The sequence below is a fragment of the Vreelandella subglaciescola genome (assembly GCF_900142895.1).
In the GTDB taxonomy this organism is placed as follows: domain Bacteria; phylum Pseudomonadota; class Gammaproteobacteria; order Pseudomonadales; family Halomonadaceae; genus Vreelandella; species Vreelandella subglaciescola.
Map to the genome: position 1 here is coordinate 1,418,518 of NZ_LT670847.1, position 24,719 is coordinate 1,443,236.

21 protein-coding genes are annotated in these 24,719 nt (G+C 61.9%); 5 read left to right on the plus strand and 16 right to left on the minus strand.

The features are described 5' to 3' along the window. Positions 1-12 precede the first annotated feature (12 nt). From thrC to ffh, 9 genes are all read right to left on the minus strand, one after another. Positions 13-1,404: a threonine synthase gene (gene thrC, locus B5495_RS06590; protein WP_079552345.1), complete on the minus strand. Its 1,392-nt coding sequence runs from the start codon at positions 1,402-1,404 to the stop codon at positions 13-15. A 4-nt stretch (positions 1,405-1,408) separates the two neighbouring features. Then, complete coding sequence (locus B5495_RS06595) at positions 1,409-2,725, minus strand: homoserine dehydrogenase (RefSeq protein ID WP_079552347.1); 1,317 nt, start codon at positions 2,723-2,725, stop codon at positions 1,409-1,411. A 92-nt stretch (positions 2,726-2,817) separates the two neighbouring features. Continuing rightward, positions 2,818-3,570: a DsbC family protein gene (locus B5495_RS06600; protein ID WP_079552349.1), complete on the minus strand. Its 753-nt coding sequence runs from the start codon at positions 3,568-3,570 to the stop codon at positions 2,818-2,820. A 6-nt stretch (positions 3,571-3,576) separates the two neighbouring features. Next, on the minus strand, positions 3,577-4,479 hold the full coding sequence (xerD, locus tag B5495_RS06605) for a site-specific tyrosine recombinase XerD (RefSeq protein ID WP_079552350.1): 903 nt from the start codon (positions 4,477-4,479) through the stop codon (positions 3,577-3,579). A 138-nt stretch (positions 4,480-4,617) separates the two neighbouring features. After that, entirely contained in the window at positions 4,618-4,971 is a 354-nt protein-coding gene (rplS, locus tag B5495_RS06610) for a 50S ribosomal protein L19 (RefSeq protein ID WP_079552352.1), read from the minus strand. 149 nt (positions 4,972-5,120) lie between these two features. Then, a complete protein-coding gene (gene trmD, locus B5495_RS06615) occupies positions 5,121-5,912 on the minus strand; it encodes a tRNA (guanosine(37)-N1)-methyltransferase TrmD (protein WP_079554938.1) in 792 nt (263 codons plus the stop codon). 62 nt (positions 5,913-5,974) lie between these two features. Beyond that, entirely contained in the window at positions 5,975-6,544 is a 570-nt protein-coding gene (rimM, locus tag B5495_RS06620; RefSeq protein WP_079552354.1) for a ribosome maturation factor RimM, read from the minus strand. 53 nt (positions 6,545-6,597) lie between these two features. Then, entirely contained in the window at positions 6,598-6,846 is a 249-nt protein-coding gene (rpsP, locus tag B5495_RS06625) for a 30S ribosomal protein S16 (protein WP_079552356.1), read from the minus strand. A 226-nt stretch (positions 6,847-7,072) separates the two neighbouring features. Continuing rightward, on the minus strand, positions 7,073-8,491 hold the full coding sequence (ffh, locus tag B5495_RS06630; RefSeq protein WP_079552358.1) for a signal recognition particle protein: 1,419 nt from the start codon (positions 8,489-8,491) through the stop codon (positions 7,073-7,075). Positions 8,492-8,728: 237 nt separating this feature from the next. Between ffh and B5495_RS06635 the strand changes: the two genes are divergently transcribed. Together B5495_RS06635 and B5495_RS06640 are read left to right on the plus strand one after the other, a co-directional pair. Then, a complete protein-coding gene (locus tag B5495_RS06635; RefSeq protein ID WP_079552359.1) occupies positions 8,729-9,526 on the plus strand; it encodes a cytochrome C assembly family protein in 798 nt (265 codons plus the stop codon). 58 nt (positions 9,527-9,584) lie between these two features. Then, positions 9,585-10,859 carry an HlyC/CorC family transporter gene (locus B5495_RS06640; RefSeq protein ID WP_079552361.1) on the plus strand — a complete coding sequence of 425 codons (1,275 nt, stop codon included), beginning with the start codon at positions 9,585-9,587 and terminating at the stop codon, positions 10,857-10,859. Here the strand turns inward: B5495_RS06640 and B5495_RS06645 are convergent. Next, complete coding sequence (locus B5495_RS06645; protein ID WP_079554940.1) at positions 10,856-11,443, minus strand: 1-acyl-sn-glycerol-3-phosphate acyltransferase; 588 nt, start codon at positions 11,441-11,443, stop codon at positions 10,856-10,858. The genes B5495_RS06640 and B5495_RS06645 overlap by 4 nt on opposite strands. An 89-nt stretch (positions 11,444-11,532) precedes the next feature. Next, positions 11,533-12,147, minus strand: a complete 615-nt coding sequence (locus tag B5495_RS06650; protein ID WP_079552363.1) for a TetR/AcrR family transcriptional regulator — start codon at positions 12,145-12,147, stop codon at positions 11,533-11,535. A 245-nt stretch (positions 12,148-12,392) separates the two neighbouring features. Here B5495_RS06650 and B5495_RS06655 point away from each other — a divergent pair, with 245 nt between their 5' ends. Together B5495_RS06655 and B5495_RS06660 are read left to right on the plus strand one after the other, a co-directional pair. Continuing rightward, positions 12,393-13,067, plus strand: a complete 675-nt coding sequence (locus B5495_RS06655; protein WP_079552365.1) for an SOS response-associated peptidase — start codon at positions 12,393-12,395, stop codon at positions 13,065-13,067. Positions 13,068-13,120: 53 nt separating this feature from the next. Beyond that, a complete protein-coding gene (locus B5495_RS06660; RefSeq protein WP_079554942.1) occupies positions 13,121-15,919 on the plus strand; it encodes an insulinase family protein in 2,799 nt (932 codons plus the stop codon). A 601-nt stretch (positions 15,920-16,520) separates the two neighbouring features. Here B5495_RS06660 and sbcB read toward each other — a convergent pair. From sbcB to B5495_RS06685, 5 genes are all read right to left on the minus strand, one after another. Next, on the minus strand, positions 16,521-18,014 hold the full coding sequence (gene sbcB / locus B5495_RS06665; protein ID WP_079552367.1) for an exodeoxyribonuclease I: 1,494 nt from the start codon (positions 18,012-18,014) through the stop codon (positions 16,521-16,523). Between the two features lie 17 nt (positions 18,015-18,031). Further along, a complete protein-coding gene (gene minE / locus B5495_RS06670; protein ID WP_079552369.1) occupies positions 18,032-18,283 on the minus strand; it encodes a cell division topological specificity factor MinE in 252 nt (83 codons plus the stop codon). Further along, positions 18,280-19,098: a septum site-determining protein MinD gene (minD, locus tag B5495_RS06675; RefSeq protein ID WP_079552371.1), complete on the minus strand. Its 819-nt coding sequence runs from the start codon at positions 19,096-19,098 to the stop codon at positions 18,280-18,282. The genes minE and minD overlap by 4 nt, the downstream gene beginning before the upstream one ends. A 57-nt stretch (positions 19,099-19,155) precedes the next feature. Beyond that, positions 19,156-19,917 (minus strand): septum site-determining protein MinC, encoded by a 762-nt coding sequence (gene minC / locus B5495_RS06680; protein ID WP_079552372.1) that lies wholly within the window; start codon positions 19,915-19,917, stop codon positions 19,156-19,158. A gap of 262 nt (positions 19,918-20,179) precedes the next feature. After that, on the minus strand, positions 20,180-21,598 hold the full coding sequence (locus B5495_RS06685; RefSeq protein WP_079550240.1) for an IS1380 family transposase: 1,419 nt from the start codon (positions 21,596-21,598) through the stop codon (positions 20,180-20,182). 223 nt (positions 21,599-21,821) lie between these two features. Between B5495_RS06685 and B5495_RS06690 the strand changes: the two genes are divergently transcribed. After that, a complete protein-coding gene (locus B5495_RS06690; protein WP_079552374.1) occupies positions 21,822-24,650 on the plus strand; it encodes a DUF349 domain-containing protein in 2,829 nt (942 codons plus the stop codon). The last annotated feature ends 69 nt before the right edge of the window (positions 24,651-24,719 follow it).

Consider the following 24,719-nt stretch of genomic DNA (forward strand, 5'->3'; position numbering starts at 1 on the left):
TCTCTAGCCGTACTAGTCACGGCGATTTTCCGCCACAAAGCGCTGCACGGCATCGAGCTCGGCGGGCAGCACCGTGTAGCGCTCTTCGCGTTCCAGCAGGTCATCCATGTGCGCGGGCAACGGCACGCCGGAAAAGCCTGCCTTGGCGACGGCTTCGGCAAACTTGGCCGGATGCGCGGTGGCCAGCGTGATCACCGGCGTAGCGGCATCTGCTCGGGCGCGTTCGGCGGCGTGATAGCCGGTAGCGGTATGCGGGTCGAGCACTTCGCCGGTGCGCCGATAGGCCTCGCGAATGGTCTCAAGGATCGCTTCGTCATCCACGCTGTAGCTGGCGAACTTCTTGCGCAGTTTGGCCAGCGGCGCGTCGGCAAGCGCGGTCGGTTCGTGCTGGAAACGCTCCAGCAGCGAAGCCACGGCGGCGCCGTCGCGGTCGTAGGCGTCAAACAAGAGCCGCTCGAAATTGGATGACACGACGATGTCCATGGACGGCGCCAGAGTCGCGGCCAGCTCGTGCCTGGAGAAGTCGTTGGCAGCCAGCGTACGGTGCAAAATGTCGTTGGCATTGGTCGCAATGATGAACTGTTTGACCGGCAGCCCCATCTTGTAGGCCATGTAGCCGGCAAAGACGTTGCCGAAGTTGGCCGACGGCACGCAAAAGCTGACTTCGCGGTGCGGGGCGCCAAGTGCTACGCCAGCGGCGACGTAGTAGACCATCTGCGCCATGATGCGCGCCCAGTTGATCGAGTTGACCGCCACCAGCCGCGTGCCGTTGAGGAAGTCCTGATTGGCAAAGCTGGCCTTGACCATCGCCTGAGCGTCGTCAAAGTTGCCTTCGATGGCGACGTTGAAAACGTTATCCGCCAGTACGGACGTCATCTGGCGGCGCTGCACTTCAGAAACGCGGTTATGCGGGTGCAGGATGAAAATATCGAGGTTGTCGCAGTGACGACAGCCCTCAATCGCCGCCGAGCCGGTATCGCCCGAGGTGGCGCCCATGATCACCGCGCGTTCGCCGCGCTTCTTGAGAAAGTGGTCCAGCAGCCGGCCGAGCAGCTGCAGCGCCACGTCCTTGAACGCCAGCGTCGGGCCGTGGAACTGCTCCATCAAAAAGTGGTTGGCATCCAACTGCTTGAGCGGCACCACCGCGTCGTGGCTGAAGGTGGCGTAGGCCTCCGTGACCAGCTGATGAAAGGTGGTGTCGTCGATTTCACCGTTGACGAACGGCTTCATCACACGAAAAGCGATATCGGCATAGGACAGCCCGGCCATATCGGCCAGGGCGTCATGGGTGAACGACGGCAGCGTTTCGGGCACGTAAAGGCCGCCGTCGCTTGCCATGCCGGTCAGCACGACCTCTTCAAACGAGAGCGCCGGTGCCTGACCGCGGGTACTGATATAGCGCATGGCGTTACTCTCCTTCGTCCAGGCTCTCTACCCGGATGCGCGTTACCGCGCCGGCAATGTCGGCCATGGACTCGATTTCGCGAATGGCGTCGTTCATCTGGCGCTCTTTGGTGCGGTGCGTCATCAGGATGATCGGTACCAGCTCGCCTTCGGTGATTTCTTTCTGGATCAGCGCTTCAATGGAGATGCCGTTGTCGGAAAGAATCGTCGCCACACGCGCGAGTACGCCGGGGCGATCTACCGCGAGCAGGCGCAGGTAGTAGGCGGTGGTAATGTCTTCCATGGGCATGATCGCCGGCGCGTTCATGTCTTCACCCACGCCGCTGAAGGCCAGGTACGGCACACGGTAATGGTGGGCGGTGTTGATGTCGCGGGCGACATCCAGAATATCCGCGACCACGGCAGATGCAGTGGGCTCGGCACCGGCGCCGGCACCGTAATACAGCGTGGGGCCCACGGCGTCGCCCATCACGGCAATGGCGTTTTTCACCCCGTGGACGTTGGCCAGCAGCCGGTCCTTGGGGATCAGCGTGGGGTGTACGCGCAGCTCAAGCCCGTTTTCGGTGCGCTTGGCAATCCCCAGATGCTTGATCACGTAGCCCAGGTTATCGGCCTGATCCACATCTTCGCCGGTAATCCGCGAAATGCCTTCAGTGTAGGCCTTGTCAAACTGCAGCGGCACGCCGTAGGCGATGGAGGCCATGATGGTTAGCTTGTGCGCCGCGTCGATGCCTTCAACGTCAAAAGTGGGGTCGGCTTCGGCGTAGCCCAGCGCCTGCGCTTCGGCCAGCACGTCTTCAAAGGCGCGGCCTTCGTCACGCATGTGGGTCAGGATGTAGTTGCCGGTACCGTTGATGATGCCGGCCACCCATTCGATGCGGTTGGCGCCGAGGCCTTCGCGCAGCGCCTTGATCACCGGAATACCGCCGGCTACCGCCGCTTCGAATGCCACGATCACGCCCTTTTCATGGGCGGCCTGGAAAATTTCGTTGCCGTGTACGGCAATCAGCGCCTTGTTGGCGGTGACCACGTGCTTGCCGTTTTCAATCGCGGCCAGCACCAGCTCGCGGGCGGTGTCGTAGCCGCCAATCAGCTCGACGATGACGTCCACGTCGGGGTTGGCCGCGACTTCAAAGACGTCACTGGTGGCCTTGATACCGGTAATATCGCAATCCGGGTGGATGCTGCGATGCCCCACCTGTTCGATCACGATCGGGCGTCCCGCACGCCGCGCAATATCTTCGGCGTTGCGCGTGAGTACGTTAAAGGTGCCGCCGCCAACGGTCCCTAGTCCACAGATGCCTACTCTTACCGGTTTCAAAATACATCCCCTTTGTCGTTGCGCACCTGAGCGGTGCAGTCAGCGTTATGTCGCGTTGCGTTCGGGTAGCGTCGTTACGCCAGAATATCGTGCTAGTCGTCAAGCCCCAGCATGGCGCTCAGCCGCTTGGGTGGCACAAAGCCCGGCACCATCTTGCCGTCGGGCAGAATAATCGCCGGCGTGCCCTGCACGCCCATTTCCAGCCCCAGAGCATACTGCTTGGCGACCGGATTGTCGCAGCTGGCGTTGGCCGCCAGCGTCTCGTTGCTAAACGCCTGGCTCAGCGCGTCGCCGGGATTATCGCTGCACCAGGCCTGCTGCATGACCCGAGCCGCCGGGCTTTGCATGCCGCCGCGCGGAAACGCCAGATAGTGAACCGCAATGCCGCGCTCGTTGAGCTCGGGTATGCTTTCATGCAGCCGCGTGCAGTAGGGGCAGCTGGTATCGGTAAACACCGTGATGGTGGCTTTGGGCTCATCCACGCCGCGAGACACCACGCGCTCGCTTTCCGGCACTGCGGCCAACGCGGCCACGCGCTCCTGATTCTTGTCCTGCTCGCTCAGGTTGACCAGCCCGCCGCTGTCATTCTGATAAAGGTCTCCGACCACAAAATAGCTGCCGTCGGCATTGGCATAAAATGACTCACCGCCGTCCAGCTGTACGTGATAGAGGCCGTCCATCGGTGTTTGGCTAACGTCTGCGACCGGGACTTTTTGCCCGTTGATCCGCAACGAATCGGTCAGCGTATCGGGTGCCGTCTGGGCACTGGCTAATGCGGGCAATAACGTTCCGGCAAGCACCAGACTGGAAAAAATATTGCGAACTGAAATAACGGTGCGACCCATTGTCGTTCAACCTCGTGGATGATGATCGGCATGCAGCTGCTCCAGGCGCGCCTGGGCAACATGCGTATAAATCTGCGTGGTGGATAAATCACTATGCCCCAGCAGCAACTGTACGACCCGCAAATTGGCGCCATGATTCAATAAATGTGTGGCAAACGCATGGCGCAGCGTATGCGGCGACAGCGGCGTGTCGATGCCGGCACGCAGCGCGTGGGCCTTGATGCGGTACCAGAACGTCTGGCGCGTCATGCTTTTATCGCCGCGCCCGGGGAACAGCGCTGCGCGCGTGGTGTCCTGCATCAACGCCGGGCGCGCCGTGTCGATATAACGTTCAAGCCAGTGCCCGGCCTCCTCGCCCAGCGGTACAAGGCGGTCTTTATCGCCCTTGCCGCGCACCCGCACCACGCCCTGGCGCAGGTTGATGGCGTCAACGCTCAAGCCTACAAGCTCGGAGACCCGCAGGCCACAGGCATACAGCAGCTCCAGCATGGTGCGGTCGCGCACGCCCAGCGGCGTGGCCGTATCCGGCGCGGCCAGCAGGCGTTCGACCTCGTCTTCGTCAAGCACGTTGGGCAGATTCGGCCGCACCGGCGGCAAGCGAATACCCGCCAGCGGGTCGTTGGCCACATGCCCGTAAAGGCGCGCCCAGCGATAAAAACTGCGCAGGGTCGATAACAGCCGGGCATTGCTGCGCAGCTGATAGCCCTCGGCGCGGCGTGCGTCAAACCAGCTAACCAGCGCACCCGGCGGCGGCGCTACCAGCACACTTTCATCACTCGCGCTTTGAGCGCTATCAGCCTCAAGCGTATCACGCCAGGCCTCCAGGTCGCGCCGATAAGCCGCTAGCGTATGCTCACTGGCGCCGCGCTCAAGCCACAGCGCATCCAGAAATGCATCAATGAGATCCATAGGCCAGCAGCCTTCCCTTGTTCAGATTCCTGGCCGCCCGTCTGTTGCGCGGCACAGACACACAAAACCCCGCCCCGCAGAGCGGTGACGGGGTTTTGGCAGCCGGGCGCCACAACGCCCGGCACGGCAAGCTCGCCCTTAGGCCAGCTTTTCCTTGATCCTCGCCGACTTACCGCTACGCTCGCGGAGGTAGTACAGCTTGGCTTGACGCACGTCACCGCGGCGCTTGACTTCAAGGGAGTCGACCAGCGGGCTGTAGGTCTGGAAAGTACGCTCAACGCCAACGCCGTGGGAAATTTTACGCACGGTGAAAGCGGAGTTCAGGCCGCGGTTACGCTTGCCGATTACGACGCCTTCAAAGGCCTGCAAACGCTCGCGAGTGCCTTCCTTTACCTTGACCTGAACGACAATGGTGTCGCCCGGGGCAAAGGCCGGAATTTCCTTGCTCATCTGCTCGGCTTCAAGCGCCTGGATCACCGGTTTTTTACTCATCGTCTTACTCCTGATAGTTCGTCGTGGCTTACCGCTCAGCCATAAAAAGGCGGAAGCCGTGATCCCGGCGCTCAAAGCGAGTGCGCGGGAGTCGTTATGGGTGACGCAAGTGCGCGGCTACTGGCCTTCGCCCTGCACCGCCGCCTGTCCTACCGGTTGCTGGTCTCGGTGTTATCGACCGACCGGGTGGACAGCGCGTATTCCTCGATAAATTCATTCAACAACCGCCGCTGCTCTTTATCCAGCGCTTGCTCGTCGACAAGCTCCGGACGTCTGAGCCAGGTACGACCCAGCGACTGCTTCAAGCGCCAACGCCTGATGGCCGCATGATTACCGCTCAACAGCACCTCGGGCACGCTGACGTCGTCAATCACTTCCGGGCGCGTGTAGTGCGGGCAGTCAAGCAGACCTGCGTTAAATGAATCCTCGATGGCGGAGTCCTGATGGCCCAGCACGCCGGGAATCAGCCTTGCCGCCGCGTCAATCAGCACCATGGCCGGCAGCTCGCCGCCGCTCAGCACATAGTCGCCAATCGACCATTCTTCATCGATGTCACTCTCGACCACGCGTTCGTCGATCCCTTCGTAGCGTCCGGCCACCACGACCAGCGGGCTTTGCTCCGCCAGCGTCTGCACGCCTTGCTGATCCAGCTTTTTGCCCTGGGGCGAAAGATAGATCACTTTGGGCGCCAGACCGGTGGCATCAGCGGCGCGCTGGCGCGCATCGGCAATCGCACCGCGCAGCGTATCCACCTTCATCAGCATACCGGGGCCGCCGCCGTAGGGGCGGTCGTCGACGCTGCGATGGCGATCGGTCGCGTAGTCGCGCGGGTTCCAGTATTCGAGCGTCAGCTGGCCTTTTTCCACCGCCCGGCCGGTTACGCCGTGCTCCGTCAGTGCGGCAAACATGTCGGGAAAAAGCGACACGACGCCGACCCACAGCGTGGGAGCGGGAATTGACCCGCCTTCTGACATCAACGCACTGCTGCTCAAAACTCTGCTGCTCAAAACTCTGGATCCCAATCAACGCACATCCGGCCTGCCTCCAGATCCACCTCGGTAATCACGTCACCGGGCAGATACGGCAGCAGCCGCTCGCGTCGATCGATGGCGTCGCGATCACCGCGCACCACCATGACATCGTTGGCGCCGGTTTCGAACAGGCTACTCACCCGCCCTAACCGTTCGCCGGCCTGCGTGAAAACCGCGAGGCCTTCAAGTTCGTACCAGTAGTACTCATCATCGGCGAGTTCGGGAAGCTCGGCCTTGGGCATCAGGATCTCGGCTTGGGACAGTGCCTCGGCCGCGTTACGATCACTCACGCCTTCAAGCTCAACCACTAGCCCTTTGCCCTGCCGACGTCCCTGAATGACGCGATAGCGCTTGAGGCTCTCGCCCTGGCGCACCCACCATTCGGGGTAGTCAAAGATGCTGTCGGTGGGGCTGGTGTAGGCATACACCTTGAGCCAACCCTTGATGCCATGAGGGCTTGTCAGCGTGCCCAGCACAACGTGCGCCTCCGGCTCGCCGCGATTGGCGCCGGGCGACGGAGTGTTCATCGTGGAATAAGGCATCAAACCACCTTGGGGCATTCAAACAACCTCATGAGACAGCATGGCAAAAGCACTTAGGCTTTTTTGCCAGCTTCCTTGACCAGTTCAGCAACGCGGTTGGACAGCTGTGCGCCGTGACCCTGCCACACGGCGATGCGGTCCAGATCAATGCGCAGACGTTCTTCCTGACCGCGCGCTACCGGGTTGAAGAAACCCACACGCTCGATGAAACGACCATCACGCGACTTGCGTGAATCGGTAACGGACAGGTGATAAAAGGGACGCTTTTTGGCGCCACTACGTGCCAAACGAATAGTAACCATACGATAAATATCCTTCGGTTGAGGTTACGAGAGCGCCGTGCCGCGGGGCGTACCCACGCTCTATAAAGAGATATACGCTCTGTAAAGATATAAAGGTGCTTGCTTCAACCTTCACGGGCGGCGCCATAGACGCAACGCCCACGCATGAAGAGGCCGCATTCTACGCAAAAGCACGGACATTGGAAAGCCTCACGGACGAAAAGCCGCCAGGCCTGCATGCCCGCCGTTAACGCCGGGGGAGCCCGCCCGGCCCGCCCATACCGCCGGGGCCTCCAGGGCCTCCAGGGCCGCCTGGCCCACCGCCGCCGGTCATACCCGACATACCGCGCATCATTTTCTGCATGCCGCCTTTCTTGCCGGCTTTTTTCATCATTTTCTGCATCTGCTTGTGCTGCTTGAGCAGACGATTCAAATCCGGCACCTGCAGCCCGGCACCCGCGGCGATGCGCCGCTTGCGCGAGCCGTTGATGATTTCAGGCTTGTGGCGCTCTTTGGGCGTCATGGAGTCGATCAGCGTCTCCAGCTTGCCCATCTCTTTTTCGGGCCCCGGGCCTTGAGCCATCTCGGCCATCTGCCCCATACCCGGAAGCTTGCTCATCAGGCCGCCCATGCCGCCCATTTTCTTCAGCTGCTGGAGCTGTTCGCGAAAGTCTTCCAGATCGAAGCCGTCGCCTTTCTTGACCTTTTTGGCGAGTTTTTCGGCCTTGGTCTTATCGACGGTGCGCTCGGCTTCCTCGATCAGCGAGAGCATGTCGCCCATACCCAGAATCCGCGACGCCACGCGGTCGGGGTGGAACGGCTCCAGCGCGTCGACTTTCTCGCCCATGCCCATGAACTTGATCGGCTTGCCGGTAATGTGGCGCACTGAGAGCGCCGCACCGCCGCGGGCGTCGCCGTCGGCCTTGGTCAGGATCACGCCGGTGAGCGGCAGCGCTTCGTGGAACGCCTTGGCGGTATTCACGGCGTCCTGGCCGGTCATGGCATCGACCACAAACAGCGTTTCGTCAGGCGTCACGGCCTGATGTAGCGCCTTGATCTCGTCCATCATCGCTTCATCGATGGCCAGCCGGCCGGCGGTATCGATGAGCACCACATCGTGGAACTGGATCTTGGCGTGGTGCATCGCCGCCTGAACGATATCCACCGGCTTTTGATCCGAACGCGAAGGGAAGAAGTCGACTTCTACCTCTTTCGCCAGAGTTTCCAGCTGGTCAATCGCCGCGGGGCGATAGACGTCGGCCGAGACCACCAGCACCTTCTTGTTCTCACGTTCGCGCAGGTAGCGCGCCAGCTTGGCCACCGAGGTGGTTTTACCCGCGCCCTGCAGACCCGCCATGAGCACCGCGGCCGGCGTGCTTTTGAGGGTCAGCCCTTCGTTGGCCTCGCCCATGATCGCTTCCAGCTCCTGCTGGACGATCTTGACGAACTGCTGGCCCGGCGAGAGGCTGGTGGACACTTCCTGCCCCACCGCGCGCTCGCGCACGCGATCAACAAAGGCCTTGACCACCGGCAGGGCCACGTCGGCCTCCAGCAGCGCACGGCGCACTTCGCGCAGGGTATCCTTGATGTTGTCGTCGGTCAGGCGGGCCTGACCCTTGACCGACTTCAGCGTCTGCGAAAGACGCTCACTTAGATTCTCAAACATAGGGCTTCTGCCTCCCTTGTGGTCACCAGACGCAAGCGCCCTGGACAAGATGGCCGTGATTATACGCGCTGGCGCCGCGAGTCTCCATCCATCACCGCTGTGCGAGACTGCAAGGATTCGTTATAGTAGAAGATTAGCGACCTTAAGCCAGCAGTGCGCCGCCTTTTCAGCGCGGCGTGCCGGCTGTATTCATCATCATTTTCACTATACCGCGCCGCCTGGCGCACGGATGGCATCATGCAGGCGCTGCCTTTCGCCACGATTGCTCTTGTTCTTTACGTCGCTGCCGCCATTTGGCAGGGCATGACGCTTTTGCGCCGCGTACCCCCGCGTCAGGGCATCGTGCGCCTGCTGGCCGCAATGGCGCTGCTTTTGCATATCCCCGCGATTGTCGAGCTGCTGGGCCGATCGCCCGGTTTTTTACCCGGCTTCACCACCAGTATTGCCCTGTTCATGGCAGTGGCCGCCAACGTGGTGTTGGTGGCCAGCCTGTTCAAGCCGATTCTCAATGCCGGTATTGCGCTGTTTCCGCTCGCCGGCCTCGCCCTGCTGATTGCCGCCGGCCTGCCTAGCCACGGCATCAAAGGCGGCATTACCCCGGGCATTCTGTTGCACATTGTGACCTCCGCGCTGGCCTTTGCCCTTCTCGCGATCGCCGCTGCGCAGGCGGTACTGGTCGGGCTGCAAAATCAGGCGCTGCGCCACCACCATATCCGCGGCATCGTGCAGTCCCTGCCGCCGCTCAACACCATGGAACGGGTACTGTTCGAGCTGATCTGGGCCGGCATGGCGCTGCTTACCGTAGCGATTATCAGCGGGCTTATTTTTATCGACAACATGTTCGCCCAGCATCTGGCACACAAAACCGTGCTCTCGTTTGCTGCCTGGGGCGTGCTGGCGGTGCTGCTGATCGGGCGCTACCGTTTTGGCTGGCGCGGCATGCGTGCGGTAAAATGGACACTGTCGGGCTGCGGTTTTTTACTGCTGGCCTACTTCGGCAGCAAGTTCGTACTCGAGATCCTGCTGACGCCTTGACACGCCACGCTCCTGCTTCTAAATATCAAATTCGGAACGCGACAAAGGAACTTTCAATTTGAGCGACGACTTCCCCGTGGGGTTACTGTTCGGCCTGCTAGCATTGCTGATTCTGCTATCAGCGTTTTTCTCGAGCTCTGAAACCGGCATGATGTCGATCAATCGCTACCGCCTGAGCCACCAGGCCAGCGCCGGCGATAGCCGCGCCCAGCGGGTGATGCGCCTGCTCGCGCGCCCCGATCGCCTGATCGGCATGATCCTGATCGGCAACAACTTCATCAACAATCTCGCGGCTTCCATTGCCACTATCATCGCCATTCATTTTTTTGGCGACGTATCGGGGCCGGCCATCTCCACGGCGCTGCTGACCATTGCGATCCTGATTTTTTCCGAGGTAACGCCCAAAACCTACGCCGCCATCCGGCCCGAGCGCATCGCCTATCCGGCGTCGTATATCCTCGAACCGCTGCTCAAGCTGCTGTATCCGCTGGTGTGGCTGGTCAACATGATCTCCAACGGCCTGCTGCGGCTGGCCGGGGTCAAAAGCGTGGACGGCGGCGGTGACAGCCTGACCCGCGACGAGCTGCGTACCGTGGTGCACGAGGCCGGGACCCTGATCCCCTACCGCCACCAGGCCATGCTGCTGTCGATACTGGATCTGGAAAACGTCACCGTGAACGACATCATGGTGCCCCGCCACGAAGTCATCGGCATCGATCTGGATCACAGCCTTGAGGATATCCTGACCCAGATCCGCACCAGCCAGCACACGCGCCTGCCGGTCTACAAAGGCGACATCAACAATATTATCGGCATGCTCCACCTGCGCAACGCCGCGCGCTTTCTCTCGCGCCCCGAAGTCACCAAGGCGGCCATCGTTGAGGAAGCGCGGGAGCCTTATTTCATTCCCGAGTCCACGCCGCTGCACACCCAGCTGCTGAACTTTCAGCAGCAGAAGCGTCGTATCGGCATTGTGGTAGATGAATACGGCGACGTGGAAGGGCTGGCGACGCTTGAGGATATTCTGGAAGAAATTGTCGGCGAATTTACCACCGACGTGTCAGAGGCGCGGGAGATCTACCCGCAGGACGACGGCAGCCACGTCATTGAAGGCACGGCCAATATCCGCGAGGTCAACAAGGCGCTGGGCTGGAAACTGCCGACGGACGGCCCCAAAACGCTTAACGGGCTGATTCTTGAGCATCTTGAATCGTTTCCTCAGGGGCCGGTGTGCCTGCAAATGGGCAGCACGCGGATGGAAATCCTCGACATCCGCGACAACCTGATTACCTCGGCACGCTGCTGGCAACCCACGCGCCCGGCGCGGCGCTAGCGCTCGCTACCGCCAATATCCTCATCGGCGGCGGCTTTCAACACGCGCACCCGGGCTTCAAAATAGCGGCACAGCGCCTGGTTCTGCACCGCATGCGGATCGACCGGCGCGCCGAAGTGCAGGCTGACACGGGCGCGAAAGCGGCCCGGCCGCTTGCTTAGCGCCGGCCCGCCGCGGTGGGATGTCCACGACCCCCAGAGGCCGGCAAGCCCGGCGGGCACTACCGGCACCGTGTTGCGTGCCAAGATGGTCTCAAGCCCGCGGCGAAATGCCTGCACCTCGCCGTTGGTAGTCAGCTTACCTTCAGGAAACACCATCACCACCTCGCCGTTCTCCAGCGCCGCGCTGATATCGTCCAGCGCGCGACGCAGGGCGCCGGGATCACGCTTTTCCGATTCAATGGGAATAGCGCCCACCAGACAAAACAGCCACTTGAGCCCCGGCGCGTCAAAAATCGGCCGATCCATCACGAAGCGCAGCGGGCGCGGACAGGCGCCGCCCAGCACCAGCGCATCCATATAGCTGACGTGATTACACACCAACAGCGCAGCACCCTGGCGGGGAATATATTCGCGGCCATGCATCGTCAGGCGGTAACAAAGTCGCACCAACACCAATATCAAGCGCCGTATGATGCGGCGCAAAATACCATGTAGCCGTTGCCGCCAGCCTCTCACGCCGTCGGTTCCCGGTGGCGCAACCCGGTCAGCACCGTGGTCAACAGCTGATCGAGCAGCTCATCCACCTGCAGCTGCTCATCCTGCCAGTAGCCCAGCCGCTCGTTGAGCCCCAGCTGCACCAGGCCGTGTACGCTGCCCCAGAGCATGCGTGCCAGCTGGCGCGCCTCGGGCTTGCCCAGCGCCGGCTGAAAGTTGCTCAGGCAGGTTTCCACTTCGATAAACAGCGCCTCGATCAGGCCGCTTTGGCGCTGGTCAAGTTCGCCTTCATTGGCCAGCGGGTAGTCAAACAACAGCTGCCAGCGGTAACAGTCCTGCTCGGCAAACTGCCAGTAGGCATGCGCCAGCGAACGCAGCCAGGGTTCCGGCGCGTCGTTTTGCAGGCTGCTGATGGTATATTGCAGGCGCGACAGGGTTTCGACGTTGACGTGCTGAAGCAGGTTGTGAAAACTGCCGTAAAGCTTGAGCAGCGTGCTCGGCGCACAGCCCACCTCACGCGCGATGGCGCGCAGCGACAGGCCGTGTACCGGCTGCGCCGTTAGCCACCGGTCACAGGCAGCCATCACCTGCGCGTGAAGGGCGTCGGGCGCATGCTGTCTTGGGCGGGCCATGGCAATCTCTTTAGGTTAGCGCAAAGGGGATTGGGCAAGAACGTTGTGCAAGAACGTTATGCAACGCAACGGGCACGATGGCGCATTACGCTTTAACGTGGGTGATGGAACGCTTAGGATACCCTAAATCGAACAGCGTTTTCGAGCCGCTTTTTTCAATGTCTGTTTCACCGGTTAACGTTGTCACCCGCGAGCGTTTCACTCGCTCGGCATTATCCACTTTCCTCAACCACTGCGAGGTGCAGATGACCGGACGCCTTTACGTTGCGCCGATCGACCTGCCCCGGCTACTGCCTCGGGTAAAGGTCGGGCATACGCCTGTCACATCGCCCAACCTGGCGCCGCGCCAGGCGGTTTCGGCGCTGCGCTGGGCGCAGGGCCAATGCCAGCTTGACCCGCTGTTCTGGGGGCTGACCCCACCGTGGCTTGAGGTGCTTGACCACGCGCCCCACTGTGCCCGCGCCGAGTCGCTGTCGTCGCGGGCCATGTTTCGTGACGCCTTTCACGCCCGGCGCTGCTTGGTTCCGGTCAACGGCTTTTATGCCTGGAAACCCCAGCCGCGCGGCAAACAGCCTTATCTGATCACCCAGACAACGCGCGCGCCGCTGCTGCTGGCCGGGATCTGGTGTCGCTATCACACCACGCTTACCGCGTTTACCGACTCCATGGCGCTGATCACCGTGCCTGCCAGCGACTGGCTGGCGCCGCTGAGCGACCGTTTTCCGGCGATTATTGCGCCGGAACATGCCGAGCAGTGGCTCCACCCGGACACGCCGCTTGAACAGGTTGAAACGCTGTTAAAACCGGCAGCGCTGGAACTATTGGGCGCTTTTCCGGTATCCAGATACGTGAACAATCCCGCCAACCAGTCGCCGGCCTGCGCTCACCCCGTGGGCCCGATGCTGATTTGGCAACCCTGACAGGAGATAGCCCATTGTTACACGCCACCCCACCGCTGCTGGGCGCAACGCTGATGCTTGCGGCCGCCTGGCTGCCTGCCCAGGCCGCTGACATGCCCAATAGCTCACGCATTACCGATACCACCACGCCCATCAAAAGCCCGTTTGACAGCCGTGCCTACCGCGTACTGACGCTGGATAACGGCCTCACCGCGCTGCTGGTCAGCGATCCGGAGGCCGACAAGGCCGCCGCGTCCATGAACGTCAGCGTCGGCAGCGAACAAAACCCCGACGACCTGCAGGGGCTTGCCCACCTGCTGGAACACATGCTCTTTCTGGGCACCGAGCCGTACCCCGAGCCGGATGCCTATCAGGGCTATATCTCGCGGCATGCCGGCTCGCATAACGCCTTTACCGCCGCCCAGGATACCAACTACTTTTTCGACATCGAGCCTTCTGCGCTGTCCGGCGCGCTGGATCGCTTCAGCGCGTTTTTCCTTTCGCCGCTGTTTAATGCCGACAAGCTGGAAAGCGAGCGCAGCATCGTCGACTCGGAATACCAGGCACGCCGCCGCGATGAAAGCCGGCGCGAAAACGACGTGCTCAATCAGGTGCTGAATCCGGCGCACCCCGGCACGCAGTTTTCCGTGGGCAGCCTTGAGACGCTGGCGAATCGCCCGGCAGGCGAGCCCACGCTGCGCGAGCGGGTCATCGACTTTTATCACGGCCACTACGGTGCCGGCGTTATGCACCTGGCCATCGTCGCGCCGCAATCGTTGGACGAGCTGGAGCAACTGGTCACCCAGCGCTTTGCCGAGCTGCCCAACCGTGGCCTTGAGCGCCCGACCATCGACGCCCCCCTGGTCGAGGCCGAATCGCTGCCGCGCTACCTTGAGCGCCAAACGCTGACAGACAGCCGTCAGGTACGCTTTCTGTTTCCCATTCCCGACCCCCAGAGCGACTACGCGAACAAGCCTACCCAGCTGCTCTCGCACCTGCTTGGCGATGAAGGCGAAGGCAGCGTGCTGGCCGCACTGCGCGATACCGGGCTGGCTGACGGCCTGTCTGCCGGCGCCGGCCGTAGCGACGGCGAGCACGCGCTGTTCAACGTGGCCATCAGCCTGACGCCCGAGGGCGCCAAGCGGCTGGATGACGTTCAGGCCACGCTGTTTGCCGCCATCGACAACGTTGCCGCCAACGGGGTTAAGGAATGGCGCTACGACGAGCAGGCCAGATTGCAGGAACAGGCATTCCGTTTTCAGCAGCACGGTGCGCCCCAACACGAGGCCACCCAGCTGGCCATGCGCCTGTCGCGCTACCCGGTCAAGGACGCGCAATACGCGCCCTACCGCATGGACGGCTTTGACGCCGAGCGTACCCGCACCTATCTTGAGGCGCTATCGCCCGACAACATGATCCGCATCTACTCCGGTCCCGAGGTCGAAAGCGAAAAGGTATCCCCGTGGTTTGATACCCAGTGGCAAGAGGTGTCGCCCAGCACGGATGGCCAGGTCGTAGATACCCTTGCGCTGCCCGCTCCCAACCCGTTTATTGCCGATGATTTAACCCTGCAAAGCGGCCATGACGACGATCCCAGCGTGCTGATGGACGATGCCCACTTCACCGCCTGGCACATGCAGGTCGAGCGCTTTAACACGCCCAAAGTCGAGTGGCGCGTTAGCCTGCAGCACCCAAGCGTCAGCCGCTCGGCCGAAGAGGCCGTGCTCAACCGCCTGCTAGCCGCCTGGCTCAACGACAGCCTGAATGAGGCGCTGTACCCGGCGCAGCTTGCCGGGCAGTCGTTTAATGCCTACGCCCACGCCCGGGGCATGACGCTGGCGTTTTCAGGCTGGCGCGACGGTCAGGCACCGCTAATCGAACGTACGCTGACACAGCTGGAAAACGCGCCAATTAGCCTGGAAAGCTTTGATCGCGTGCAGTATCAGCTGGAACGCCAGTGGCGCAACGCCCCGGACTCAGCGCTGTTTGGTCAGGCCCGACGCACGCTCAGCCAGGCGCTACTCACCCCCCAGTGGTCAACCGAAGAATTACTCGCCGCCAGCCGACGCCTAGAGCTTCATCACCTGAAAGACTTTCGCCAGCGCTTTCTGAGCGGGCTTTACGTCGACGCCATGGCAGTGGGCAACCTCGATGCTGAGCTGGCTCGAACGCAGGCCAGCAAGATTAAACACACCCTGCGTCCGCGCCTCACGCGCGATGACATCCCACCGCTGACGCCGCTGGCGGTCAGCCCTGACGACGGCGTACTGCGCCCCCACAGCACTCGGGACGAGTCGCTGGTGCTGCGCTACCTGCAGGGCAATGAGGCCACCCCGCGCCAGCAGGCCACCGCCAGCGTGCTGGCACAGTGGCTGCAAACGCCGTTCTATCAACGTCTGCGTACCCAGGAGCAGCTCGGCTACATCGTCAACGCCGGCTACTACCCGCTGCTGGAGGCGCCGGGGCTGGCGCTGGTGGTGCAGTCGCCGGAGGCCGACAGCGCCACCGTGGCCGAACGGATGGACGTGTTCATGGCGGATATCACCACGCGTCTGAACGCGCTGGATGACGCGACGCTGGCGCCGTACCGTCAGGCGGTACACAGCAAGCTGACCCAGCGTGACACCAGTCTTGGTGCGCTTGCCAACCGCTACTGGCAGGCCACGGCGCTTGAGGACGTACGTTTCGACCGCCGCCAACGCCGCGCCGAGCAGGCGCTGGAAGTGGGCGTGGATGACGTGCGCACGCTGTGGGAAACGCTGCTGGGGCATCGTCTGGACGTGCGCTTTGACTCCGGCGATACGCCCAGCGACGTAAGCACCTACCGCGACGGGCTAAGCGCGTTCTCTGCTACCGACACAACTGACGACTAACCTTTCTCTAGCGTCAGGACGGTAAAAGGCCGCTATCCAACGATAGCGGCCTTTTTTGTTGCCCAGTCAAGGATTTGGCGGTCGCGCAGCAAAGCTGCCCTCCTACAACAGCCAGGTGCACCAATCAGGTTTTCGCAAGAGGCCGGCTATACCTAGACTTCTACAATGGCGCAATGCGCCGTTCGGGTTTTCGTAGGAGGTCGCGCAGCAACGCTGCCCTCCTACAACAGCCAGGTGCACCAATCAGCTTTTCGCAAGAGGCCGGCTATACCTGTACTTCTACAATGGCGCAATGCGCCGTTCGGGTTTTCGTAGGAGGTCGCGCAGCAACGCTGCCCTCCTACAACAGCCAGGTGCACCAATCAGCTTTTCGCAAGAGGCCGGCTATACCTGTACTTCTACAATGGCGCAATGCGCCGTTCGGGTTTTCGTAGGAGGTCGCGCAGCAACGCTGCCCTCCTACAACAGCCAGGTGCACCAATCAGCTTTTCGCAAGAGGCCGGCTATACCTATACTTCTACAATGGCGTAGTGCACCGTTCGGGTTTTCGTAGGAGGCCGGTTTACCGGGCGATAGAGGCCGCCAGGCCTCTTGGTCTACCTCAAGCATCAAACGCCTGCGCCGGCAGCATCCCTTCGACGTACATTACCAGCTCTTCGAGTATCTGGCGTTCGCGATCGTCGAGCGTCTGCTGGTTGTAGTGCTCGATTTCCCGGGCAAAGGCTTTCAGAGTAAAGCTGGCCGTCGTAGGGTCATTCAAACGCTCCCAGCGAAATGCTTCCCACTGTGCCAACTCCTCGCCTTCCAAGGTCTCGGGGTAGCTTCGGGCACGGTAGCGAAACAGCATTTCTTCCAACCGCGGATCCTGAAACGCAAAGCGCTGGCCGACCAAATCCCACGCCGGGGTCTGGCGCACGCGCTCCATCTGCTGGCGGTCGGCGGATGAAAAAAAGCCGCCGGCATACAGCATCAGGTCGGGGTCCCGCACGTCGCCGTACGCCGGGTCGGCAAATACCTCTGCGACCTTGGCGGCCACGCCGGGTGCGTCGTGCAGGGTTTTCCAGTGGCTACGGCAGGCGCCCATATTCAGCCCCAGCCGCGCGACGATGTCGCCGTACTCGCCCTTGTGCGCCCCGTCCACATCTTTCAAAAAGCCCGCCGGAAACACCACCGGGCAGCGGTTAATGTGGATCACCTTGAGGGGAATGCGCGTCTCGCCCTCGCTCAGATCGGCCTGACTGACGAACACGCGCTCGCGAATCTGTGCGGGCGACAGGGCCAGCATTTCGCTCGGGTCAACGCTTAAATCGTAGACGATCACGCCGTTGGGGTTGCTCGGGTGTTCGGCAAGCGGCACCACCAGCGCACTGCAGCCACGGCTGGCCGGGTAGCGTCGGGAAATATGTAGCAGCGGCTTGGCGCCTGGCAAATCCAGCTGCTTGGCCACGGCGCGTTTGCCGCGTAGCCCCAGCAGGTAATCGAACAGACTGGCGTTTTTCTCGCGCAGCAATCGCGCCAGCGCAATGGTGGCACGCACGTCAGTCAGCGCATCATGGGCGCTGGCGTGCTCAATGCCGTTGGCCGCGGTCAGGGCTTCCAGCCTGAAGCTCGGGGCGCCATCTTCTCGCTTGGGCCATTCAATACCCGCGGGGCGCAGCGCATAAAACGCGCGCACCACGTCGATCAAATCCCAGCGCGAATTGCCGTTTTGCCACTCGCGCGCGTAGGGGTCGAGCAGGTTGCGATAAAACAGATGGCGCGATATTTCATCGTCGAAGCGCAGGCTGTTGTAGCCCACCGCACAGGTGCCGGGCTCGCTCATGTGACGCAGCACTTCGCCGGCAAATTCGGCCTCAGGCAGGCCGTGACGCCGGGCTTTTTGTGGCGTAATGCCGGTAATCAGGCACGCCGTGGGATGCGGCAGATAGTCATCGGCGGGCCGGGCATAGAGCTCGACAGGCTCGCCGATTTCATTGAGCGCCGCATCCGTGCGAATCGCGGCAAACTGCGCCGGCCGGTCGCGGCGCGCATCGGCACCAAACGTTTCGTAGTCGTGCCACAAGAAGCTGGCCGGGGCGGCATTGGGTGGCGCCATGAAAAAGCATGCTCCGCTTATGATTTGGGCAGGGTAACGTTGAGCTCCAGCACCGAGCAGTTGTCTTCGCTGTCCATTGAAATCTGCACGGCATCGTTGTCGATATCAACGTAACGACGGATGACTTCTACCAGCTCGCGCTCCAGCTTGGGCATGTAGTCCGGCTGGCCGCGTTGGCTACGCTGGTGCGCCACGATAATTTGCAGGCGTTCTTTCGCCACCGGTGCCGACTTTTTACGCTCACGTTTTAAAAATTCTAACAGTTTCACCGGCGACCTCCTCCAAACATGCGAGTTAGCAGGCCTTTCTTCTGGACTTCGTGAAAGCGCAGCGGCACATCTTCCCCGATCAGGCGCGATACGGTATCAGCGTAGGCCTGGCCGGCATCGCTTGATTCATCGTGGGTCACCGGCACGCCCTGGTTGGACGCGCGCAGTACCGCCTCGGACTCGGGAATCAGCCCCAGCAGGTCTACCGCCAGAATCTCGCGAATGTCATCAAGGGTGAGCATGTCACCGCTGGTCACCCGGTTCGGGTTATAGCGAGTAATCAGCAGATGCTCCTTGATCGGCTCATCGCCTTGCTCGGCACGCTGGGTCTTGGCCGCCAGCAGCCCCAGAATACGATCGGAGTCGCGCACCGACGATACTTCGGGATTGGTCACCACAATCGCCTCGTCGGCGAAGTACATCGCCAACTGCGCGCCGCTTTCAATCCCCGCCGGCGAATCGCACAGCACATAGTCAAAGTCTTCCTTGAGCTTGGCCAGCACATCGGCAATGCCTTCCCGGGTCAGCGCATCTTTATCGCGGGTTTGCGAGGCGGGCAGAATAAACAGGTTTTCCACTCGCTTGTCACGGATCAGCGCCTGATTAAGCCCGGCTTCCCCCTGAATCACGTTGACCAGGTCATACACCACGCGCCGCTCGCAGCCCATGATCAAATCAAGGTTGCGCAAACCCACGTCAAAGTCGATAACCACGGTCTTTTTACCGCGCAGCGCAAGGCCGGTAGAAATGGCAGCCGCACTGGTGGTTTTACCGACCCCCCCTTTGCCTGACGTTACTACGATGATTTTGGCCAAGATTGACATCCTTTAGTAAAGCGATAGTCCGCTAGCTAAGCGTGTGCATTTTTCGCGTTAGCTTAGCGGCTTTATCTCAAGCTGTTGTTGATAAAAGTGCACTTCCACCGGCTCGCCCAACAGCTGTGGGTCAAGGTCTTCCAAACGCTTATAATTGCCTGCCACGGATAACAGCTCCGCATTTAATTCGCGACAGTAAATACCGGCGTCAAGATTGCCATGCATCCCCGCTAGTGCGCGTCCGCGTAGTGCGCCATATACATGAATATTTCCCGCTGCCAGCACTTCCGCCCCGGCGTTTACCGCACCGACGACGACCAGGTCACCCTCGGCGGCGCTTATTTGCTGGCCGGAACGCACCGTGCCGCGATACAGCCGCGTTTGCGTCACGCTCGCGAGCGCCGCGTCGGGCGGCTCGGGCACTTGAGCCTCGGCATCAGCCGGCGCCGTCGCGGGCGTTTTTTCCACGCTTGCCAAGCGCCGCGCGCGCTGCTCTTCTACCGGCGCAAACCAGCCAAGCCCCAGTGCCCAGGCCGACTGACGCACCGGGTCTGCCCCGCCGCGCACGGCCACCGGCAACAGCTTGTGATCACGGCACACCGCACAGATACGCTCAAGCGCCAGATGCGGCTCGTCGAGCTTTTCCACGCTCAGCACAACCGGTGTATGCTGGAAAAATGCGGGCGACTGGGTAAGCTTGTTATCCAACTGCTGGCGAATGCGTTCCGGGTCGGCACTGCCAAGCTCCATCACGGTCATGGGCAGCATGCCGCCTTTAAAAGTAAAGGCCTCTTCGGCACTATCCACGTTGAGACTCATGGCCGAAACTCCATGTCTGGATCGATAAGCCCGCCTTATTCATCAGGACGCCGAACGAGCGTTTTACGTCCCGTGGTGACCGGGACCGACCGGCTTTTATGTCATACGGTCGCTGAGTAGCCGATTAGCACATAGCTTTATCGTATCAATGCCGTGATATTTATAACTGAAGTTCATTGGTTTCGAGTGACGGCGCAGCCGTGGTCGTCGGCCTCCATAGTGGCCGTTTTGTCTGCTGGAAAAGGCTGAGTAATGCGACGTGTCAGGTCAATGCCGTCAGCCGCGGCAACCCTTTCAGTAAAGATGGCCACCATTTATCGGCGGCATCGCCGAGGTGCACGGTGATGCGCCGGGCGTGCACTGTCAGCGTGGCGGCCACCTTAAGCACCTGCTCGCGCATCCGCTTCAGGCTCCAGCCCTGCCGGGTCTGTCGTTCCAACAGGCAACGCAGCCCGTGTAGCACCTGATAAGCGCAGAGAGTCAGCAGCAGGTTTACCTCGTTGCGGGCCATGACGTCCTGGACGGTGGAGACACCGCGATCAGTCGAGGAGAGATGCAGGTCGAGCGCCGACTTCACCTCGCCCATGTGGGCTTCGGCGCTGCCGCGCTTGCGATAAAGCGCCAGGACCTTTTCCGGCGGCCAGTTGAACTTGCCGAGGTTGGTGACCAAAAAGAAGGCATGCAGCAGCAGATCATCGGGCCGCTCTTGTACCACCAGCACCACGCGCCGCGGCGCCGGCCAGGTACCGGCTTGGTACGCCAGGTCATGGCACCATTCCCGAGGTTGCTCGGGGGGCCGGCCGCGTGGCCGCTTCAGATGTGGCGCTGCCAGTGTCTGCAGGCCCGTATGACTGCGCAACCGGCCCAGATACTCGATGTCGCGATCTTCCAGCGCCTCAAGCGTGTCGTTGTCGGTGAAACCCGCGTCGATGCGTACCTTGACCTTGGCCCCGGTGCTCTCGTTGAGTCGCCGCACCAGATGTGGGATCCAGGTATCGGCATTCTCGGCTGGGCCGGCGTTACCTTCACGCAGCAGACCGCCCACCATGTCGCCGGTCTCTGCCAGCGAGGCCACCAAAGGCGAGTAGATTCTGGCCCCGTAAAGTCCATGAAACGCCGAACCGCCCTGGTGGCCGTGGACGTCGATCGGCAAGCCGTCGATGTCCAGCGTCAGATGCTCGGGGCGTTCGCCGCCGTCCAGCGAGGTCAGTCGCCAGACCGCCAGCCGCAGCAGGCCCTCATGCACGGTATCGATATTGTCGTCGCGGCCCAGGCACGTCAGCAGCCGCGACAGCGTCGCTTGAGATGGCCGGTCCTGAGCCAACGGCGTTGTCCCGCGGGCATCACTGCAGGCTAGCTGCCAGAGCGGGTCACGGCGGAGCGTGTCGGTATCGCTGAGGTCGATCCAGCCCATCGAACGCTGCAGCACCAGGGTACGCAGCTGGCTGGCTAACGAGTGGCGGACGCGATCCGGGTCGCGATGATCGACCAGATGGTCGTCCAGCGCATCGATCATGCCGCTGTTGTCGAGGGCTTCACGCAACAGCAAAGCACCGCTGTCGCTGGTGGTGCGATGGCCGCTGAGCTCGACGCGGATGGACCCGTTGCATGACGGGGTCCAGGGGGATAGGCTTTCACCCATGGCGAGTGGTCCTCTTGAGTCAAGTTCGGTTAGGAACATATTGATTCTACAAGAGAAACTGCTCGCCATCTTCTTTTCTGTCTCAGCCCGGTGAATAAGGCGGGATAAGGTGAACGGTAGCGCATCCGTATGCGCCGAGGCGAAGGGACGACATTCTCCGCAACGCCGACCATGTTACCGCAAAGCTAAGCGTCAGCAACTGCAACCACCAACTGCCGATGGCTTATTTTTTTCACGTTCGGCCTTTTTCGCAGGATGATACATGCAAGGATTGTTACGTCGCCTGTTTGCCCCTCGCTGGCAGCACCCGCGCGCCGAAATACGCCGCCAGGCACTGGACCAACTCGACCCGGCCAGAGCCGATCAGCGCCGCGCCCTTGAAGCCCTCACCCATGACCGCGAGGCCGACATTCGCCTTGCCGCGCTAAGCGCGCTGGATGACCTCAATGGATTGGTGGCCGCCCTTCCCGAACAGCGCGATAATACTGCCTGGCGACACACGCTTACCCGGCGGCTCAGCGGCCGCGACGGGCATAGCGATCTCGCCACACGCCAGGCGCTGCTGGCCGATATTGACGATACGCCGCTGCTCAGAAGCGTCGCACTGGAAGGCGATAATCTGGATTTGCGTCTTGCCGCCCTCGCCCGCCTTGAGCACGAAAACGACCTTATCTATCAGGCCTGCCACAACCGCGTGGCTGCGGTGCGCCGGGCGGCTGCCGAACGGGTCTCAAGCGAAGCCGGCCTGAAGCAGCTGCTGAAAGAATCGCGCCGCGACCGTCAGGTCACGCGCCTTGCCCGCGAGCACCTTAATCGTCTGAAGGCTGACGCTCAATGGGCCAACCAACAACAACAGCGCCGTGAAACGCTGCTTGAGCAGCTGGAGCGGCACGCTCGCGGGGTCTGGGAGCCGCGTTACGAGGCGCGCCTGCGCCACCTGAAAAGCGCATGGAACGCACTCTCCAAATTACCCAGCTCAGAGCAAGAAGCACGCTACCAACAGGCCGTGCTGCGCTGTGATAAAACGCTCCACGATCGCGCCGCCGAAGAACACGCCCGCCAGTGGCAAGCAGAGCGCCAGCAGACCGCTGAAAACGAGCGTGAAGCGCTGCTCGATGCGTTTGCAGAAAGCCTTGACGGCGTGTGCGGCGGCCCAACTCTGGGCGCTCAGGATATCGACAGTCTGCACGCCGAGCGTCGGCTTTCCGGGCAACGTTGGCAGGCGCTTTCCGATATTCATCCACCAAGCGACGCCACCCGTGAACGCTACGCCCAGATCGTTAAGCGCTACGAACACTACGCCGCCGCCTGGCAGCGCTATATTGACGCTAGTACCGACCTGCAGGCCGCGCTCGATAACGCTGACGCCAACCTGCTGACCAAGCTGGCCGGCGCCTGCCAATGGCCGAACGCGCTACCGCCGCCGGCGCTGCTCGCGCGCGCTCGCGAAAGCCTTGACGCACTCAAGAAACCCGGGGCCGGAAGCGCTGCCCAACGCCTCGAACCGACAGCCGCGCTGGATACGCTACGCCACGAGCTCGACACGCTCGAACAACAGCTGGAACACGGCGCGTTTACCGATGCCAGCCGATTGCATCAGCGGCTGAAACCCCACGTTGACGCGCTGCACGATGCCAATGGTGCAGCGCTCAAAACGCGGCTTAAGCACCTTGGCGCACGGCTGGCGGAGCTGCGCGACTGGCGCGGCTTTGTTGCTGGCCCCAAACGCGAGCAGCTGTGCGCCGGCATTGAAGCCCTTGCCGCCAACACGCAGCTGATGGACGTCGCGCTGGATCGCCGCCACCGCCAACTGATCAAGGACTGGAAAGCATTGGGCGACGCTGCCGCAACGCGCGAACTCTCACGCCGCTTTCGCACTGCCTCCGACCGCATTCACCAGCGCCTGACGCCGTGGCGCGACACACTCACCCAGCAGCGCAGTACTAATCTGGCCGCCCGCGAAGCGCTTTGCGAACAGCTGGAAAAACTGCTTGAACAGCCCGCCGAAGACGCTGACCCTGATGCGCTGCGCCAGATTCGCGACCGCTCGCGCCACCAGTGGCGCGAGTATTCCCCCGTGCCACGCCAGCAGTCAGAAGCCGTAGGGCGGCGGTTTGGCCATGTACGCCACCGCTTGCAGGCGCTGATTGACCAGCGCGCCAAACATATTGCCGCGCAAAAACGTGCGCTGGTGGAGCAGGCTCAGGCATTGACCAACAGCAGCGAGCCGCTTGAAGCGCGCACCGCTCAGGCCAAAGTCCTTCAGCAGCAATGGCGCGCACTGGGCCGCGCACCCAAAGGCGACGAACAAACTCTGTGGCACGCCTTCCGTCGCGCCTGCGACCGCCTGTTCGCCGAGCGCGACGCGCACAAGAACGAGCGCGCGGAGCGTCAGCAACAACGCCTGGACGACATGCAGGCACTGCTTGACCGCATGGATGCCTGGCAGCCCGAAAGCGCTGCCGATGTTGCCACGCTGGATGCCTTGCTCAAACAGGCCGCAGCCCTTGAACCGCTGCCGCGTGGCCGCCGCAGCGAAGGCATGCAAAAACGCCTGAACGGCATTGCCCGCGCGCGCCGCGAGCGGCTTGGCCAGCTGGAGATCAACGCCGTGATTGCCCAGTGGCAGCATAGCGTGCCGCTACTCAACGCCCACCTTGCGGCTGACCAACAAGCGCTTGATGGCAAGCCAGGCCACAACGTGGATGCCCAACGCATACTCGGCGCACCGCTTCCGCCACGATTTAGCCATGCGCATCACCAGCGCAATGCCAGCCGCCCGCAGGCCACCGGCTTTGACGCCGACGCCCATGAAAAGCAGCGCGATCGCCTCGCCCGTCTGCGCGTTCACCTGTCACTGCTGGCCACCGGCCAGGTACAGGCAAGCGACGAGCCGCTGCGCCTGGCGATTCATGTCGAGCGCCTGAACGACGGGATTAGCCAAGAGCGCAGCCGCGCCAACGAGCTCAGCGGCATTCTCACCGCCCTGCTCGCGCTTGGCCCCATGCCCCAGACCCTGTGGGACGATACGGTCAACACCCTCGACGCCCTGCTGCTAAGGCTTACCGACCACCACGTGCCCCATGAATAATAGACGCGCTAACGCCAATCAAGAGATTGTGTGCACAAAAGGTTTGACATAACGGGAAAATAACGTAGT